Source organism: Rhizobacter fulvus, from assembly GCF_964020785.1.
Genome location: NZ_OZ224516.1, coordinates 2,608,965 through 2,622,927, shown reverse-complemented (window position 1 = coordinate 2,622,927; position 13,963 = coordinate 2,608,965). Strand labels below are relative to the sequence as shown.

14 protein-coding genes are annotated in these 13,963 nt (G+C 68.1%); 2 read left to right on the top strand and 12 right to left on the bottom strand.

What is annotated here, in order from left to right; translation table 11 throughout:
* Positions 1 to 6 precede the first annotated feature (6 nt).
* From atpA to ACWH49_RS12420, 11 genes are all read right to left on the bottom strand, one after another.
* Complete coding sequence (gene atpA, locus ACWH49_RS12470; RefSeq protein ID WP_056472337.1) at positions 7 to 1,560, bottom strand: F0F1 ATP synthase subunit alpha; 1,554 nt, start codon at positions 1,558 to 1,560, stop codon at positions 7 to 9.
* A gap of 31 nt (positions 1,561 to 1,591) precedes the next feature.
* Positions 1,592 to 2,125 carry a F0F1 ATP synthase subunit delta gene (locus tag ACWH49_RS12465; RefSeq protein ID WP_056472340.1) on the bottom strand — a complete coding sequence of 178 codons (534 nt, stop codon included), beginning with the start codon at positions 2,123 to 2,125 and terminating at the stop codon, positions 1,592 to 1,594.
* A 3-nt stretch (positions 2,126 to 2,128) separates the two neighbouring features.
* Positions 2,129 to 2,599 carry a F0F1 ATP synthase subunit B gene (locus tag ACWH49_RS12460; RefSeq protein ID WP_056472343.1) on the bottom strand — a complete coding sequence of 157 codons (471 nt, stop codon included), beginning with the start codon at positions 2,597 to 2,599 and terminating at the stop codon, positions 2,129 to 2,131.
* Positions 2,600 to 2,662: 63 nt separating this feature from the next.
* Complete coding sequence (gene atpE, locus ACWH49_RS12455) at positions 2,663 to 2,926, bottom strand: F0F1 ATP synthase subunit C (protein WP_047487532.1); 264 nt, start codon at positions 2,924 to 2,926, stop codon at positions 2,663 to 2,665.
* A gap of 81 nt (positions 2,927 to 3,007) precedes the next feature.
* Positions 3,008 to 3,868: a F0F1 ATP synthase subunit A gene (gene atpB / locus ACWH49_RS12450; RefSeq protein ID WP_448171761.1), complete on the bottom strand. Its 861-nt coding sequence runs from the start codon at positions 3,866 to 3,868 to the stop codon at positions 3,008 to 3,010.
* A gap of 7 nt (positions 3,869 to 3,875) precedes the next feature.
* Positions 3,876 to 4,385, bottom strand: a complete 510-nt coding sequence (locus ACWH49_RS12445; RefSeq protein ID WP_448171760.1) for an ATP synthase subunit I — start codon at positions 4,383 to 4,385, stop codon at positions 3,876 to 3,878.
* A 96-nt stretch (positions 4,386 to 4,481) separates the two neighbouring features.
* The gene (locus ACWH49_RS12440) at positions 4,482 to 6,071 is read right to left on the bottom strand and encodes an FAD-dependent oxidoreductase (RefSeq protein WP_448171759.1); all 1,590 of its coding nucleotides are present in this window, start codon (positions 6,069 to 6,071) and stop codon (positions 4,482 to 4,484) included.
* 16 nt (positions 6,072 to 6,087) lie between these two features.
* The gene (locus ACWH49_RS12435) at positions 6,088 to 7,002 is read right to left on the bottom strand and encodes an SMP-30/gluconolactonase/LRE family protein (protein ID WP_448171758.1); all 915 of its coding nucleotides are present in this window, start codon (positions 7,000 to 7,002) and stop codon (positions 6,088 to 6,090) included.
* Positions 7,002 to 7,862, bottom strand: a complete 861-nt coding sequence (locus ACWH49_RS12430) for an aldose 1-epimerase (RefSeq protein WP_448171757.1) — start codon at positions 7,860 to 7,862, stop codon at positions 7,002 to 7,004. Before ACWH49_RS12430 ends, ACWH49_RS12435 begins: the two co-directional genes overlap by 1 nt.
* A 105-nt stretch (positions 7,863 to 7,967) precedes the next feature.
* Complete coding sequence (locus tag ACWH49_RS12425) at positions 7,968 to 8,465, bottom strand: GNAT family N-acetyltransferase (protein ID WP_448171756.1); 498 nt, start codon at positions 8,463 to 8,465, stop codon at positions 7,968 to 7,970.
* 33 nt (positions 8,466 to 8,498) lie between these two features.
* Positions 8,499 to 9,200, bottom strand: coding sequence for a cytochrome b/b6 domain-containing protein (locus ACWH49_RS12420; protein WP_448171755.1), 702 nt, complete (start codon positions 9,198 to 9,200; stop codon positions 8,499 to 8,501).
* Between the two features lie 174 nt (positions 9,201 to 9,374).
* On the opposite strand from ACWH49_RS12420, the gene ACWH49_RS12415 reads away from it, so the two are divergent.
* Positions 9,375 to 9,839 carry a c-type cytochrome gene (locus ACWH49_RS12415; RefSeq protein ID WP_448171754.1) on the top strand — a complete coding sequence of 155 codons (465 nt, stop codon included), beginning with the start codon at positions 9,375 to 9,377 and terminating at the stop codon, positions 9,837 to 9,839.
* A gap of 228 nt (positions 9,840 to 10,067) precedes the next feature.
* Positions 10,068 to 12,716 carry an SLBB domain-containing protein gene (locus ACWH49_RS12410; RefSeq protein WP_448171753.1) on the top strand — a complete coding sequence of 883 codons (2,649 nt, stop codon included), beginning with the start codon at positions 10,068 to 10,070 and terminating at the stop codon, positions 12,714 to 12,716.
* Positions 12,717 to 13,006: 290 nt separating this feature from the next.
* On the opposite strand, the gene ACWH49_RS12405 is transcribed toward ACWH49_RS12410, so the two are convergent.
* Positions 13,007 to 13,963 (bottom strand): threonine dehydratase, encoded by a 957-nt coding sequence (locus ACWH49_RS12405; RefSeq protein WP_448171752.1) that lies wholly within the window; start codon positions 13,961 to 13,963, stop codon positions 13,007 to 13,009.

Genomic DNA, 13,963 nt, shown 5'->3' with positions numbered 1-13,963 from the left:
GTTAGATCAGGCGAAGGACTTCTTGAACGCAGCGATCGCGCCGGACAGCTCGGCCTCGGCATCCTTGTCGAGCGCCTTGGTGTCCTCGATCTTCTTCAGCATCGCGGCGTGGCTGGTCTTCAGGTGCGTGTGCAGGCCGTGCTCGAACGCGAGGATCTTCTTGACGTCGATGTCGTCCATGAAGCCCTTGTTTACCGCGAACAGCGTCGCGCCCATCAAGCTGATCGGCTGCGGCGAGTACTGGTTCTGCTTCAGCAGCTCGGTCACGCGGGCACCGCGGTCGAGTTGCTTGCGGGTCGCTTCGTCGAGGTCGGAGGCGAACTGCGCGAACGCGGCCAGCTCGCGGTACTGCGCCAGGTCGGTACGGATGCCGCCCGACTGGCCCTTGATGATCTTGGTCTGCGCCGACGAGCCGACGCGCGACACCGAGATGCCCGCGTTGATCGCCGGGCGGATGCCGGCGTTGAACAGCGAGGTCTCCAGGAAGATCTGGCCGTCGGTGATCGAGATCACGTTGGTCGGGACGAACGCGGACACGTCACCGGCTTGCGTCTCGATGATCGGCAGCGCGGTCAGCGAGCCGGTCTTGCCCTTGACGGCACCGTTGGTGAACGCTTCGACATAGTCGGCGTTCACGCGCGCGGCGCGCTCGAGCAGGCGCGAGTGGAGGTAGAACACATCGCCCGGGTACGCTTCACGGCCCGGCGGGCGGCGCAGCAGCAGCGAGACCTGGCGGTAGGCGACGGCCTGCTTGGACAGGTCGTCGTACACGATCAGCGCGTCTTCGCCGCGATCGCGGAAGTACTCGCCCATCGTGCAGCCCGAGTAGGCCGACACGTACTGCATCGCGGCCGATTCGGCGGCCGACGCGGCGACCACGATGGTGTATTCCATCGCGCCGTTGGCTTCGAGCGCGCGCACCACGTTCTTGATCGACGAGGCCTTCTGGCCGATCGCGACGTAGATGCAGGTCATGTTCTGACCCTTCTGGTTGATGATCGCGTCGATCGCCACGGCGGTCTTGCCGGTCTGACGGTCGCCGATGATCAGCTCGCGCTGGCCGCGACCGATCGGCACCATCGAGTCGATGGACTTCAGGCCGGTCTGCATCGGCTGGTCGACCGACTTGCGGGCGATCACGCCCGGCGCGATCTTCTCGATCGGCATCTGCATCTTGGCGCCGACCGGGCCCTTGCCGTCGATCGGCTGGCCCAGCGCGTTGACGACGCGGCCCTTCAGCTCGGGGCCGACCGGCACTTCGAGGATGCGGCCCGTGCACTTGACCACGTCGCCTTCGGAGATGTGCTCGTACTCGCCCAGAATCACGGCGCCGACCGAGTCACGCTCGAGGTTCAGCGCCAGGCCGAAGGTCGGCGAGCCATCGGGTGCCGGCGCGAACTCCAGCATTTCGCCCTGCATCACGTCGGACAGGCCGTGGACGCGGCAGATGCCGTCGGTCACGGACACCACGGTGCCCTGGTTGCGAATGTCGGTCGCCGCGCCGAGACCCTCGATGCGGCTCTTGATCAGTTCGGAAATTTCTGCGGGATTCAGGTTCATTGCTCTCTCCGGTGGACGTCGCTCACAGGCCTCAGGCCGTGAGCGCCGCCTTCATTTGTTCGAGGCGTGCCTTCACCGAGGTGTCGAGCACTTCGTCGCCGACGACGACACGGATGCCGCCGATCAGATCGGGTTGCACCTGCACGGTGGCGTTGAGCTTGCGCTTGAAGCGCGTCTCCAGCGAGGCGATCACGTCGGCCAGCTGTGCCGGCTCGATCGGGAAGGCGCTGTAGACGACCGCGTCCGACACGCCCGAGCGTTCGCTCACCAGCGCGTGGAACTGCGCGGCGATCTCGGGCAGCACGCTCAAGCGGCCGTTGTCGATCACGGTGCGCAGCAGGTTCTTCGATGCGTCCGACAGCGGCACATTCGCCACACCGGTGATCACGTCGAACACCTGCTGCGCGCCCGATTTCGGCGCGTCGGCGAACTGGCGCAGCTGCGGATTCGCGGCGACCTGCGCGAGTGCGTCGAGCTGGGCGCTCGCCTGCTTCAGATCGCCCTTCTCGGCGACCTGGAACAGCGCTTCGGCATACGGCCGGGCAAGGGTTGCAAGCTCGGCCATCGTTCAGAGCTCGGTCTTGAGTTGCGACAGGAGCGCGGCATGGACGGTCGGGTCGACCTCCTTGCGCAGGATCTGCTCGGCACCCTTGACGGCCAGCGCGGCGACCTGATCACGCAGCGTTTCGCGTGCCTTGATCGACTCTTGCTCGGCCTCGGCCTTGGCCGACGCGATGATCTTCGCGCCCTCTTCGGTCGCACGGCCCTTGGCCTCTTCGATCATCGACTGAGCCAGGCGCTCGGCATCGGCCAGGCGTTGCGCGGCGTCCTTGCGGGCGCTCGACAGCTGCTCTTCGACACGCTTGTTGGCGTTGGTCAACTCGGCCTTGGCCTTGTCGGCGGCCGACAGGCCGTCGGCGATTTTCTTCGCGCGCTCGTCGAGTGCCTTGACGATCGGCGGCCACACGAATTTCATCGTGAAGCCGACGAGGATCAGGAACACGATCATTTGCACGATCAGCGTTGCGTTGATGCTCACGTTCTTGCCTTTATGGGAAGAAAGGGGGATTGCGAAGCGCCGGTCACGCGGCGCCGCAATGGCTTACTTCGGCAGGTTGGCGATCTGCGCCAGGAACGGGTTGGCGGTGGCGAACCACAGCGCGATACCGGTGCCGATGATGAACGCGGCGTCGATCAAGCCGGCCAGCAGGAACATCTTGGTCTGCAGCTCGTTCATCAGTTCGGGTTGGCGGGCAGCCGACTCGAGGTACTTGCTGCCCATGATGCCGATGCCGATACAGGCGCCGACGGCACCCAGACCAATGATCAGGCCAGCGGCGAGGGCAACAAAGCTAATGACTTCCATGATGACTCCAGTTGAGGTTTGTTAGAAAGGAAAAATGAAATCTCGAGAAATGAGATGCCGCGGGAAAAACCGTTTCAAGGCTCAGTGATGGTCGTGCGCCTGGCCGACATACACCAGCGTCAACATCATGAACACGAACGCCTGGAGCGTGATGATCAGGATGTGGAAGATCGCCCAGACCGAACCGGCGACGATGTGGCCGATGGTCAGCAGGATGCCGGTGGCGCTGAGCGCGAAGGCACCGCCCATCAGGGCGATCAGCATGAAGATCAATTCGCCGGCGTACATGTTGCCGAACAGCCGCATGCCGTGCGAGACGGTCTTGGCGACGAACTCGATGATCTGCATCAGGAAGTTCACCGGATACAGGAACCACTTGTCGCCGAACGGCGCCGAGAACAGTTCGTGGATCCAGCCGCCCGCGCCCTTGATCTTGACGTTGTAGATCAGGCAGACGATCAGCACGCCGAGCGACAGGCCCATCGTGATCGACAGGTCGGCGGTCGGCACGACGCGCAGGTGCGACAGGCCGAACACATGCTCGCCGATCCACGGCAGCAGGTCGACCGGCAGCAGGTCCATCGCGTTCAGCAGGAAGATCCAGACGAACACCGTGAGGGCCAGCGGCGCGACCAGCTTGCGGCTCTGCGCGTTGTGGACGATGCCCTTGGCCTGGCTGTCGACCATCTCGACCAGCAGCTCGACGGCCGCCTGGAAGCGGCCCGGCACGCCCGACGTGGCCTTGCGTGCGGCCAGCCACAGGAGCCAGCAGCCGATCACGCCGATCACGATCGTGAAGAACATCGAATCCAGGTTGACGACCGAGAAATCGGCCACACCATGCTGGTGCTGGTTCTGCAGGTGCTGCAGGTGGTGAATGATGTATTCACCTGCGGTGGGGGCATGCGCCGCGCCTTCTTTCGCCACTGCCTCTGCTGCCATCTTGTTGCTACGCCTTGTTGTCCGCACGCCGGCCACGCCACAGCAGCGCGACCCAGTTGACCTTGATGCACACGACCATCGTGACCAGCAGCGCCGGCCAACTCAGGTTCGGTACAACCCTCACGGCGATCGCCAACATCGCGATCGCCACCCCGATCTTCAGCATCTCCCAGAACATGAAACCCGCGGCCATGGCCATCGGGTTTCGCGCTCTCTTCGTCATCCCCCGCGCCAGCAAGGCACTCGGCAAGACGACAGCGGCCGCGCCGTACAGCGCCGACCAGGCCGTCACGCCTTGGCGGGTGAGTACCCAGGCGACTGCGGCACACACCAGCCCCACCACGGCCTGGGCCGCCACGACCCGCCAGGGCGATGACGACGGGTTGGACTTTCTCCAGGCCTCGGCCTCTTCTCGGGACCAGGGCTTGAATGCCGCCGCGGGCGCTTCATCGCCCCAGTCTTCGCCGGGGTCGACGGCCTTGCCATGCGCACCAGCCGTACCGATCGAGTTCATCATGGTCCAACAGGGTGCGCGCGCAGCAAAGCCTCGGAATTATATGGGGAAACCACCGAGGCTCCAGACTGCCCCACCACACCACGAGGACTTGACGGGTCAGGGCAATTGAAGGTAGCGCGCCGCGAGCGCCTGCAACGACGCTGCGGAGGCGGCCGCATCGAAATCGGCGCCCAGTTCCTGGCTCAGGATCGCGGCCACGGCGTCGGCCAGCGCGGCCGCGCGCCGCGCGTCGAGGAACAGCAACCGGCAGCGCCGGGCGAGCACGTCCTCCACGCTGCGCGCCATTTCGACCCGCGCGGCGAAGCGCACCATCGCAACGCTGAGACCGCCGCCTTCGTCGCGCCACAGCCAGTCGTCGGCACCCGGCAGTGCGCGCAGTGCCGCGAGATCGGCACCGTACTCGTGCTCGCCCGGCGCCTGCGTCAAGGTCTCGCCGGCACCGGCGGGTGCGCCCGCGAGCCGGAGGTGCTCGGTGATGCCCGCGCGACGTTGCGGCAACAGGCCGGCGGCCATGCAATGGCTCAGCACGTCTTCCGCCATCGCCCGGTAGGTCGTCCACTTGCCGCCGGTGACCGTGACGAGGCCGGACGGGTCGACGAGGACCGTGTGCTCGCGCGACAGCGCCTTGGTCTGCGTGTGGCCATCCTCGTCCTGCGGGGGGCGCACGAGCGGCCGCAGCCCGACCCAGACCGACAGCACGTCGGCGCGCGTCGGTTGCTTGCTGAGGTACTTGCCCGCCTCGCGCAGGATGAATTCGACCTCGTCCTTGAACGGCGCCGGTTCGGCGACCACGTCGTCGCGCGGCGTGTCGGTCGTGCCGAGCACGGTCTTGCCGAGCCACGGCACCGCGAACAGCACGCGACCGTCGTCGGTCTTCGGGATCAGCAGCGCGTGGTCGGTCGGCAGGAACGTGCGGTCGACGACCAGGTGCACGCCCTGGCTGGGCGCGACCATCGGCGGACGCTGCGCGGCGCCGTCGTCGGTGTCCATGTCGCGAACCGCGTCGACCCAGACGCCGGTCGCGTTGATCACGCACTTCGCGCGCAGCGCGAAGCGCTCGCCGGTCTCGGCGTCCTGCGCGACCAGGCCGCGAACCTTGCCGTCCTCGCGCCGCACTGCTGCGCAACGCACGTGATTGACGACACAGGCGCCGCGCGACACGGCGGTGCGCGCCAGCGCAACCGCGAGCCGCGCGTCGTCGAACTGGCCGTCCCAGTACTTGACACCGCCCGACAGGCCGCGCGTGCGCACGGTCGGCACCAGCGCCTTGACCTGCGCGGTGGACAGCAACTGCGTGCTGCCCAGGCCGCGGCTGCCGGCCAGTGCGTCGTAGGCCTTCAGCCCGACGCCGTAGAAGCCGCGCTCCCACCAGGTGTACCCGGGCATCACGAACGCGAGCGGCTGCGCCAAGTGCGGCGCGTTGGCCAACAGCGTGGAGCGCTCGTGCAGCGCCTCGCGCACCAGCGCGACGTTGCCCTGCGCCAGGTAGCGCACCCCGCCGTGGACCAGCTTGGTGCTGCGCGACGAGGTGCCCTGCGCGAAATCGCTGGCCTCGACCAGCACGACGCGCCAGCCGCGCGCGGCGGCATCGAGCGCGACACCGAGCCCGGTCGCGCCACCGCCGATCACCGCGACGTCCCAGGCCTCGTCGGCACGCAGCCGGGCGAGTTGCTCGTCGCGGTTCATCCGCGCACCCCGCGCCTCATCGGGCGAAGTTGACCGGCAGCCCCGGCACGTCCACGTCGAGCGCGAGTACGCACCCGGCATAGGGCTGCTCGATCAGTTCGGCCGCGGGACGGTTCTCGCGCGCGGTCGTGATGTAGAGCGTCTTCAGGTCGGGCCCGCCGAAGCACGGCATGGTCGGGCACCGGACCGGCAATTTCACCTCGCCGATCAGTTCGCCATCGGGCGACAGGCGCACCAGCCGCTGGCCCTCGAACATCGCAGCCCAATAGCAGCCTTCCGAATCCATCGCCGCGCCGTCCGGCCGACCGCCGTAGGTGGCGAGGTCCTGGCCCGGCTGCTTCGGCGCAAAGCTCGCGAACACCCGCTGCCGGCTCAGGCCCCCGGTCTGCGGATCGAAGTCGGCGGCGAAGATCGTGTGGCTGGTCGTGTCGCTCCAGTGGATCGTGCGCCCGTTGGGGCTCCAGGCGAGGCCATTGCCGACCGTCAGGCCCTCGGCCTTCCGGCTGAGCTGACCGTTCGCGAAGCAGTTGAGCGTGGCGCGCGGGGGCTGGCGCGGCTCGTAGATCGTGCTGACCCAGAACCGGCCCTGCGCGTCGCACTTGCCGTCGTTGAAACGCTCGACGCTCGGGTCGTACGGCGGTTCGGCGGCGCGCTTGCGCTCGCCGGTCGCCGGGTCGAAGCGCCAGAGTCCGTCGCGCATGGCCAGCAGCAACCGGCCGTCGACCATCGGCGCGAAACTGGACACCTCGGTGTCGAACGCCCAGTGGCGCAGCTCGCCGCTGCGCGGGTCGAAGCGTTGCAGCCGGCGGCCGGGAATGTCCGCGTAGTAGAGCACCTGTTCGCGCGGGTGCCAGACCGGTGATTCGCCGAGCACGGCAGCCGATGCAACCGCCACGCGCACCTCGCCGTGCGCCAGATTGCCCATCGTCATCAGACCACCGCGACCTCGAGTTTCATCGAGACGTCCAGGCTCTCGCCCGGCGCGACGGTGCGCAGGCCGTGTGCCGCCGGGTCGGCCATGTGGATCGCATTGGAGACGTGGCTCACCGGCTCGACGCAGAAGTAGTCGCGGTCCTGCGGCGTGAACACCACCAGGCGGTTCAGCGAGGACGTCAGCTGCAGCGAGAACTTCTCGTCGCGAATGCGCGCCGGGCCCTTCCAGCCGTCGAAGCAGTTGTCGAAATCGAGGTGCGACACGTCGCTGTCGATGCCGGGCTGCGCGACCTTGCGCACCGGCAGCTGGTTCGCGTCCGCATCCCAGCGGTCGGTCAGCTCGATGTGCAGGCGGCTGCGCGAGCGCTTGTTGAAGTACGGGTGCCAGCCCAGGCCGACGGGTTGCGCGATCTCGCCGGTGTTGGTGAACACCATCTCGACGCTCATCGATTGCGGCGTCAACGTGAAGTACTGAGTCGCCTCGAACGGGAAGGGCCAGTCGGCGTCACCGGGGTGCACGAGCCTGATCACCACCTCGAGCACGCTGCTGGAGACGATCTCCCACGGCCGCTGCCATCCCATGCCGTGCACCGAGTGCGGGCTGTCGTCGAAATTCGGCTGAGTCGTGTAGTCGTGCCCCTTCCAGCGGAACTTGCGGAACGCGAGGCGGTTCGAGTACGGCACCAGCGGGTAGCAAGCCGATGGCCGCGATGCCTGCAGCGCGTCGGGCTCGGTCGAGCGCAGGATCGGCGTGTCCCGGTGCCACAGCCCGGCGATGCAGCCGCCCAGGTCCGGGCGCAGCGCCAGGCGCAACGCGCCGGCATGGAGTTCGAACGATGGCTTGGGTTTTCCCGTCATGGCGGTTCCGGTGGTGGTGGCACGGCAGGAGTCGCGCCGACACGGCGCGCATCCGCCACGCGCCGATCCTACGCCGCCCCGTGCTCCGGACGAACCCGCGGTGCCTCAGTCCAGCTCCACCTTCAGGTAATGCGCGCCGGGAATCGGGTTGAAGTAGTAAGGCGCGCATTCCTCGAAGCCCAGGCTGGCGTAGAGCTCGCGGGCCGATTCCATCTCGTCGAGCGTGTCGAGCAGCATCGTCGAATACCCGGCGCGGCGCGCCTCGTCGAGCAGCGCCTCGGCCAGCGTGCGACCGAGGCCGAAGCGCCGGAACGCCGGGCGCACATACAGCCGCTTCATTTCGCAGGCGTTCGCATGGTCCACGTCGTCGAGGCCGCGCAGCGCGCCGCATGCCGCGAGCGCGCCATCGACATAGGCCAGCAGCAGTTGCCCGGACGGCGGCGCGTAGGCGCCCGGCAACGCGGCGAGTTCCTCGTCGAAGTTCTGGAAGCACAGGTCGATCGCGAGGCTGGCCGCGTACTCGCGCAGGATCTCGCGCGCCGGCTCGAGCCACGGCGACGCGGCGGCGTGGATCAACTCGATGCGGGGCGGTTCGTCTTCCATGCGGGAACGATCATGCCATCGACCCGGCGCCGTTCAGCCGGCCAGGCTGACGACCCAGGCCACACCGCCGGCACACAGCCCGACCAACAGCGCGGCGAGCAACCGGGTTGCGGCGTTGTCGCGCGCCGCCGGCGCGGCCACCGTCAGTTGCTTGTCGCCGTGCAGCATCGGTCGCACGAGGTCGCGGCGCTTGGCCAGCAGGTAATAGAGGATCGCGGCGATGTGCAGCACCACCATCGCGATGATCAGCCACTGCCCGTAGCCCTTGTGCCAGCGCGTCAGCGCCAGGCTGGTCTCGCCCGTCACGAAGCGGATCAGCGGGCCGGTGTTCGAGATCTCGTCGTCCGCGAACAGGCCCGTGGCGACCTGCGCCGCCAGCAGCGCGAGCAGGCCGAACACCGAGAACGCGCCGACCGGGTTGTGCCCCACCTCATGGTGCTCCTCGGGCCGGCCCCCGCCCCGCAGATAGCGCAGCGTGGTGGCCGGCGGATAGGCGAAGGTCGCGAACCGCGACCAGTGCCCCCCCACGATTCCCCACAGCAACCGGAACGCGAGCAGCGTGAACACCACGTAGCCGAGCCGGAAGTGCCAGACCATCGCGTTGCCGCCGATCCAGGCGCTGCCGATCGAGGCGAACACGCAGACCGCGAGGAGCCAGTGGAAGATGCGGGTGGGAAGATCCCAGACGCGCACGGTGGAAAGCGGCAGGCTGGCCAACGGGTCGACAGCGGTCATGGCGCGAAGATACCCGCAATCGCCGCCGCGGCAAATGCACCTCGGGGATTCCCGAGGTCGGGAATTCGCCCGCACCCCGCTGCGTACACTCGCCAGCGCCGGGTCATGGGGGGACCGCAGTGTCCCGGCGCCCCACCCGACCCACCACCGCCACCGGCGAGGAGAACCGACCGCATGAAACGCTTTGTCCCGACACTGCTGATGACCGGCGCCGCGCTGCTGGGCAGCGCCATCGCCCTGCCCGCCGCCGCCCAGTTCGCCAAGCCCGAAGACGCGATCAAGTACCGCAAGGCCGCCTTCACGGTGATGGGCACGCACTTCGGCCGCGTGGCCGCGATGGCGAACGGCCGCATCCCGTTCGACGCGAAGGCCGCGGCGGACAACGCCGAGATCGCGACCGTGATGTCCAAGCTGCCGTATGCCGGCTTCGTCCCCGGCACGGACAAGGGCGACACCAAGGCGGAGCCGAAGATCTGGACCGAGATGGACAAGTTCAACGCCGCTGCCACGAAGATGCAGGAAGAAATGGCCAAGCTGAACGTCGCGGCCAAGGGCGGCAACCTCGACGCGATCAAGGCCGCGGTCGGTGAGACGGGCAAGAGCTGCAAGGCCTGCCACGACAACTACCGCAAGGAATAGGCCGTATCGGACGCCACGGGCCTGCGTCGCGGAAGCGGCGCAGGCTTTACTTTTTGGGCCCGCCCGCGGGCCGAGGCAGGCCCCGGCCTTCCGCTAAACTCGCGCGCTGACCCGATCTGCGGTCGAGAACAACGTGCTGCCGCGACCCGTGGATCGACTCCCCGACGCAGCGATCGCGTCGGCCGCGAGCGGCCGACGCCCGATACCGAATCCGTGGCCGACACCCTCATGACAGTCTTCCGTCCTCGCTTCCCCGCCGCCCCTGGCCGTCGGCTCCTCGCCCGCCTGCTCTGCGGCCTCGCGCTCGCAGCGGGTCTCGCGCATGCTGCCGACGATCCGCAGAACGGCAGCGGCAGCTTCGGCACGCCAGGCTATTCGGGCTCGACGCAGCAGGGCGGCGCCCTGCAAGGACAGGGGCAAGGGTTGCCACTGGGAATGCCGAGCATCACAGGAGGCTCGCGCGCTTCCATCGGCTCGGCATTCGATTTCCGCGATCTGTATCGCCAATCGACACGCCCTGAACTGACGGTGCGTCGAACCGACCTGCCGCCGCCGAAGCCGGGCGAATTCCAGAAGTTCGTTGAAGGCGCGACCGGTCGACTGCTGCCTCTGTTCGGCACCAGCTTCTTCGCCGACGCGACCGACCCGTCGACACCCCTGGACAACGTGCCGGTGTCGGCCGACTACACCGTCGGGCCCGGGGACGAAGTCCTGATTCGCGCGTGGGGCTCGATCGACGTCGACTACCGCAGCACCGTCGATCGCAATGGCCTGCTCAACCTGCCGAAAGTCGGCAGCTTCAACGTCACCGGCGTGAAAGCCGCGGACCTCGAGAAGCACCTGCGCACCCAGATCGGACGGCTGTACACCAACTTCGACCTGAGCGCGTCGCTGGGACAGCTGCGCGGCGTCAAGGTGTTCGTCGTCGGCCCTGCTCAGCAGCCCGGCGTCTTCACGTTGGCGAGCCAGTCGACCTTGCTGTCGGCGGTCGTGATGGCGGGCGGCCCGGCGCCGAACGGCTCGATGCGCAAGGTGCTGCTGCGACGCGACGGCAAGGTGATCTCGGAACTCGACATCTACGAGTTCCTGGTGCAAGGGGACAAGTCCAAGGACATGCAGCTCGTTGCGGGTGACGTGGTCGTGTTCCAGCCGGCCGGCGCCCGGGTCGCGCTCAATGGCGCGCTCGACACGCCCGCGATCTACGAATTGAAGACGCCGCAGGAGCCGGTGCGCGAAGTGCTCCGCTACGCGGGAGGCACACCGACGTTGGCGAACCCCAATCGCGCGCAACTCGAGCGGATCGATGTGGCACAGCGCGCGGCCCGTTTTGTCGAGGAGTTCAAGCTCGACGGCGCAGGCCTGCTGAAGCAGCTGCGCGACGGCGACGTGCTGACCCTGTTGCCCATCTCGCCCCAGTTTGCGAATGCGGTGACCTTGCGCGGTCACGTGGCGCAACCGCTGCGCTACCCCTTCACGCCTGGCATGCGCATCCGCGACCTGATCCCGGACCGCGACGCGCTCATATCCCCCGACTTCTACCGCCGCAAGAACCTGCTGGTGCAGATCGTCGACGAGGACGTCGATCTGCGGCCCAACGACACGCGCTACCGCAACGGGCGCCCCGTGCTGGACGCCAACAATCGACCGCTGCAGAGCGGTCCCAGGATGAACGAGACGAATTCGGGCGGTCTGGCCGGAACCGCCGCTGCAGCAGCCGGCGGCGCGAACAACAACGCGTCGAACCGCAACGATGGCACGAGCGGAAACGCCCGGGACGATCAAGCCGCCGGCAACGTCCCATCGATGGACAACTCGGGCATGCAGCGCAGCCGCGCCGAGCGCCAGCGGCGGGCCGACGACCTGGCGATCGTCGCTGCGTCGAAACGCGCGCCGACGCCGCTCTTCGACGAATTGAACTGGGACTACGCAGTGATCGAGCGGCTCGACACCCGCACACTGAGCACCCAGGTCATCCCGTTCAACCTCGGCAAGGCGGTGCTTCAGGGCGACGACGCGAGCAACGTCGAGCTGATGGCCGGCGACGTGGTCACGGTCTACAGCCAGAAGGACATCCGCGTGCCGGTATCGCGCCAGACGCGCCTGGTCTCGCTCGAAGGCGAAGTCTCGTCCCCCGGCGTCTACCAATTGCAGCCGGGGGACACACTGCAAAGCCTCATCGCGCGCGCCGGCGGCTTCACCCCGCAAGCCTACCTCTACGGTCTTGAATTCAGCCGCGAGGAGACGCGGCTGCGCCAACGCGAAAACCTGACGGCGGCGATCGCCAGGCTGGAGGCGCTGTCGGCCGTACAGGCGGCGCGCGACGCGGCCAACCGGCGCGACGATGCGCAAGGCGCGGCAACCACCGCGGCAGTCAGCAATGCCGCCACGCAGGCGCAACTCGGCCGGCTGCGGAATGTGCAGCCCAACGGGCGCATCGCCCTCGAGCTGTCAGCCGAAGCCTCGACGCTGGCCGAACTGCCCGCCGTTCCTCTGGAAGCGGGTGATCGCATCACCGTGCCGGCGCGCCCGGGCTTTGTGACGGTCGCCGGCGCGGTCGTCAACAGCAATGCGTTCCTGTGGAAGCCAGGCCGGACCGCCGGGGAATACCTGAAGCTGGCCGGCGCCGACGAGGCCGCGGAGCCTGCCAACATGTTCATCCTGCGCGCCGATGGCACCGTGAGCCATGCGAACGACAACCGCGGCTTCTGGGGCCGAAACAAGCTGGAGTCGCAGGTCATGCAACCGGGCGACGCGTTGATCGTCCCGAATCAGCTCGACTTCGAGACCTGGGGTCGCGCGTTCGTGCGCAACATGAAGGACTTCGCGCAAATCTTCACAGGATTCGGGCTGGGGCTCGCCGCGATCCATTCGCTTTGACACAGGGCACTCCATGACGGGGACGACCTGCGACCCGACGCCCAGGCCGCCGGCGTCGACTGCAACGGCGGAGACCTCGGCCCCAGCGTCAGCCTGACCTATCGGCTGGTCTGGCTCGGCCAAGACAAGCGCGCGATCGCGAACGTGACGATCATCACCACGGTGGCGGCGCTACGCGGCGCTACCGCATGGTCACGCGCGATCCCCGCAGGACGAGGCCGCACGCGCGGCCCTGGCTCGCGCGTGGCGCTGGCGCAGTTGACGAGGCGCGCGAAGCGCCACTGTCGCCCTCAGCCCCCGCCCAGCACCCGCGCGAACACCGCGCTGTCGACATTGCCGCCTGTGAGCGGCAGCCCGATGCATCGACCGGCCCAGCGCTCGCGCTGCAGTAGCGCGGCGGCGAGCGATGCGGCTCCCGCGCCTTCGGCGACGTTGTGGGTGTCGGCGAACAGCACGCGCATCGCGTCCGCCACCTGCCCGTCGGTGACTGCCACCACGTCGTCGACTTCGCGGCGGATGATCGCCAGCGCCTGCTCGTCGGGCACGCGGCAGGCCATGCCGTCGGCGAGGTCGGTCGTGACCGGCGCCTCGATCGCGCGGCCCGCAAGAAACGACTGCTGGTACGCGGTCGCATGCGCCGAAACCACGCCGATGATCCTGGTCTTCACGCCCGCATGAGCGCGCGCCAAGGCGCAGGCGCAGATGCCCGAGCCCTGGCCGATCGGCACGAACACGACCTCGGGCTCGACCGCATCGAAGAACTCCAGCCAGTAGCTCGCGACACCGCGCACCAGGTCGTCGTGGTACGACGGCACCATGTGCAACCCGCGGTCGCGAGCGAGTGCCGCCGCATGCTCGCGCGCGGCCTGGAAATCGTCACCGTGCTCGATCAACTCGACGCCGAGCGCGCGCATCGCGGCGTTCTTCTCGACCGAGTTGCCGCGCGGCACGACGATGGTCGCTTGCAGGCCGTGGCGGCGCGCCGCGAAGCCGACCGACTGGCCGTGGTTGCCGCGCGTCGCACTGACGACGCCGCGCAACTGCGGCTCGCGGCGCCGCAGCGCGTCGAAGTAGACCAGCCCGCCGCGCAGCTTGAATGCACCGACGGCGGTGTGGTTCTCGTGCTTGACCCAGGCCTGCGCGCCGAGGCGCTGGTCGAGCAGGGGCCAGCGCTGCTGCGGCGTCGGCGGCATGGCGTCGCGGACGAGGCGGCGGGCGCGGTCGAGGGGATGGCGGTCGTCGTTCAT

Excerpts from the sequence above, each read along its gene's own strand:
- atpA (WP_056472337.1), bottom strand. The coding sequence starts at position 1,560 with ATGAACCTGAATCCCGCAGAAATTTCCGAACTGATCAAGAGCCGCATC.
- ACWH49_RS12465 (WP_056472340.1), bottom strand. The coding sequence starts at position 2,125 with ATGGCCGAGCTTGCAACCCTTGCCCGGCCGTATGCCGAAGCGCTGTTC.
- atpE (WP_047487532.1), bottom strand. The coding sequence starts at position 2,926 with ATGGAAGTCATTAGCTTTGTTGCCCTCGCCGCTGGCCTGATCATTGGT.
- atpB (WP_448171761.1), bottom strand. The coding sequence starts at position 3,868 with ATGGCAGCAGAGGCAGTGGCGAAAGAAGGCGCGGCGCATGCCCCCACC.
- ACWH49_RS12445 (WP_448171760.1), bottom strand. The coding sequence starts at position 4,385 with ATGATGAACTCGATCGGTACGGCTGGTGCGCATGGCAAGGCCGTCGAC.
- ACWH49_RS12440 (WP_448171759.1), bottom strand. The coding sequence starts at position 6,071 with ATGAACCGCGACGAGCAACTCGCCCGGCTGCGTGCCGACGAGGCCTGG.
- ACWH49_RS12435 (WP_448171758.1), bottom strand. The coding sequence starts at position 7,002 with ATGACGATGGGCAATCTGGCGCACGGCGAGGTGCGCGTGGCGGTTGCA.
- ACWH49_RS12430 (WP_448171757.1), bottom strand. The coding sequence starts at position 7,862 with ATGACGGGAAAACCCAAGCCATCGTTCGAACTCCATGCCGGCGCGTTG.
- ACWH49_RS12425 (WP_448171756.1), bottom strand. The coding sequence starts at position 8,465 with ATGGAAGACGAACCGCCCCGCATCGAGTTGATCCACGCCGCCGCGTCG.
- ACWH49_RS12420 (WP_448171755.1), bottom strand. The coding sequence starts at position 9,200 with ATGACCGCTGTCGACCCGTTGGCCAGCCTGCCGCTTTCCACCGTGCGC.
- ACWH49_RS12415 (WP_448171754.1), top strand. The coding sequence starts at position 9,375 with ATGAAACGCTTTGTCCCGACACTGCTGATGACCGGCGCCGCGCTGCTG.
- ACWH49_RS12410 (WP_448171753.1), top strand. The coding sequence starts at position 10,068 with ATGACAGTCTTCCGTCCTCGCTTCCCCGCCGCCCCTGGCCGTCGGCTC.
- ACWH49_RS12405 (WP_448171752.1), bottom strand. The coding sequence starts at position 13,963 with ATGAACGACGACCGCCATCCCCTCGACCGCGCCCGCCGCCTCGTCCGC.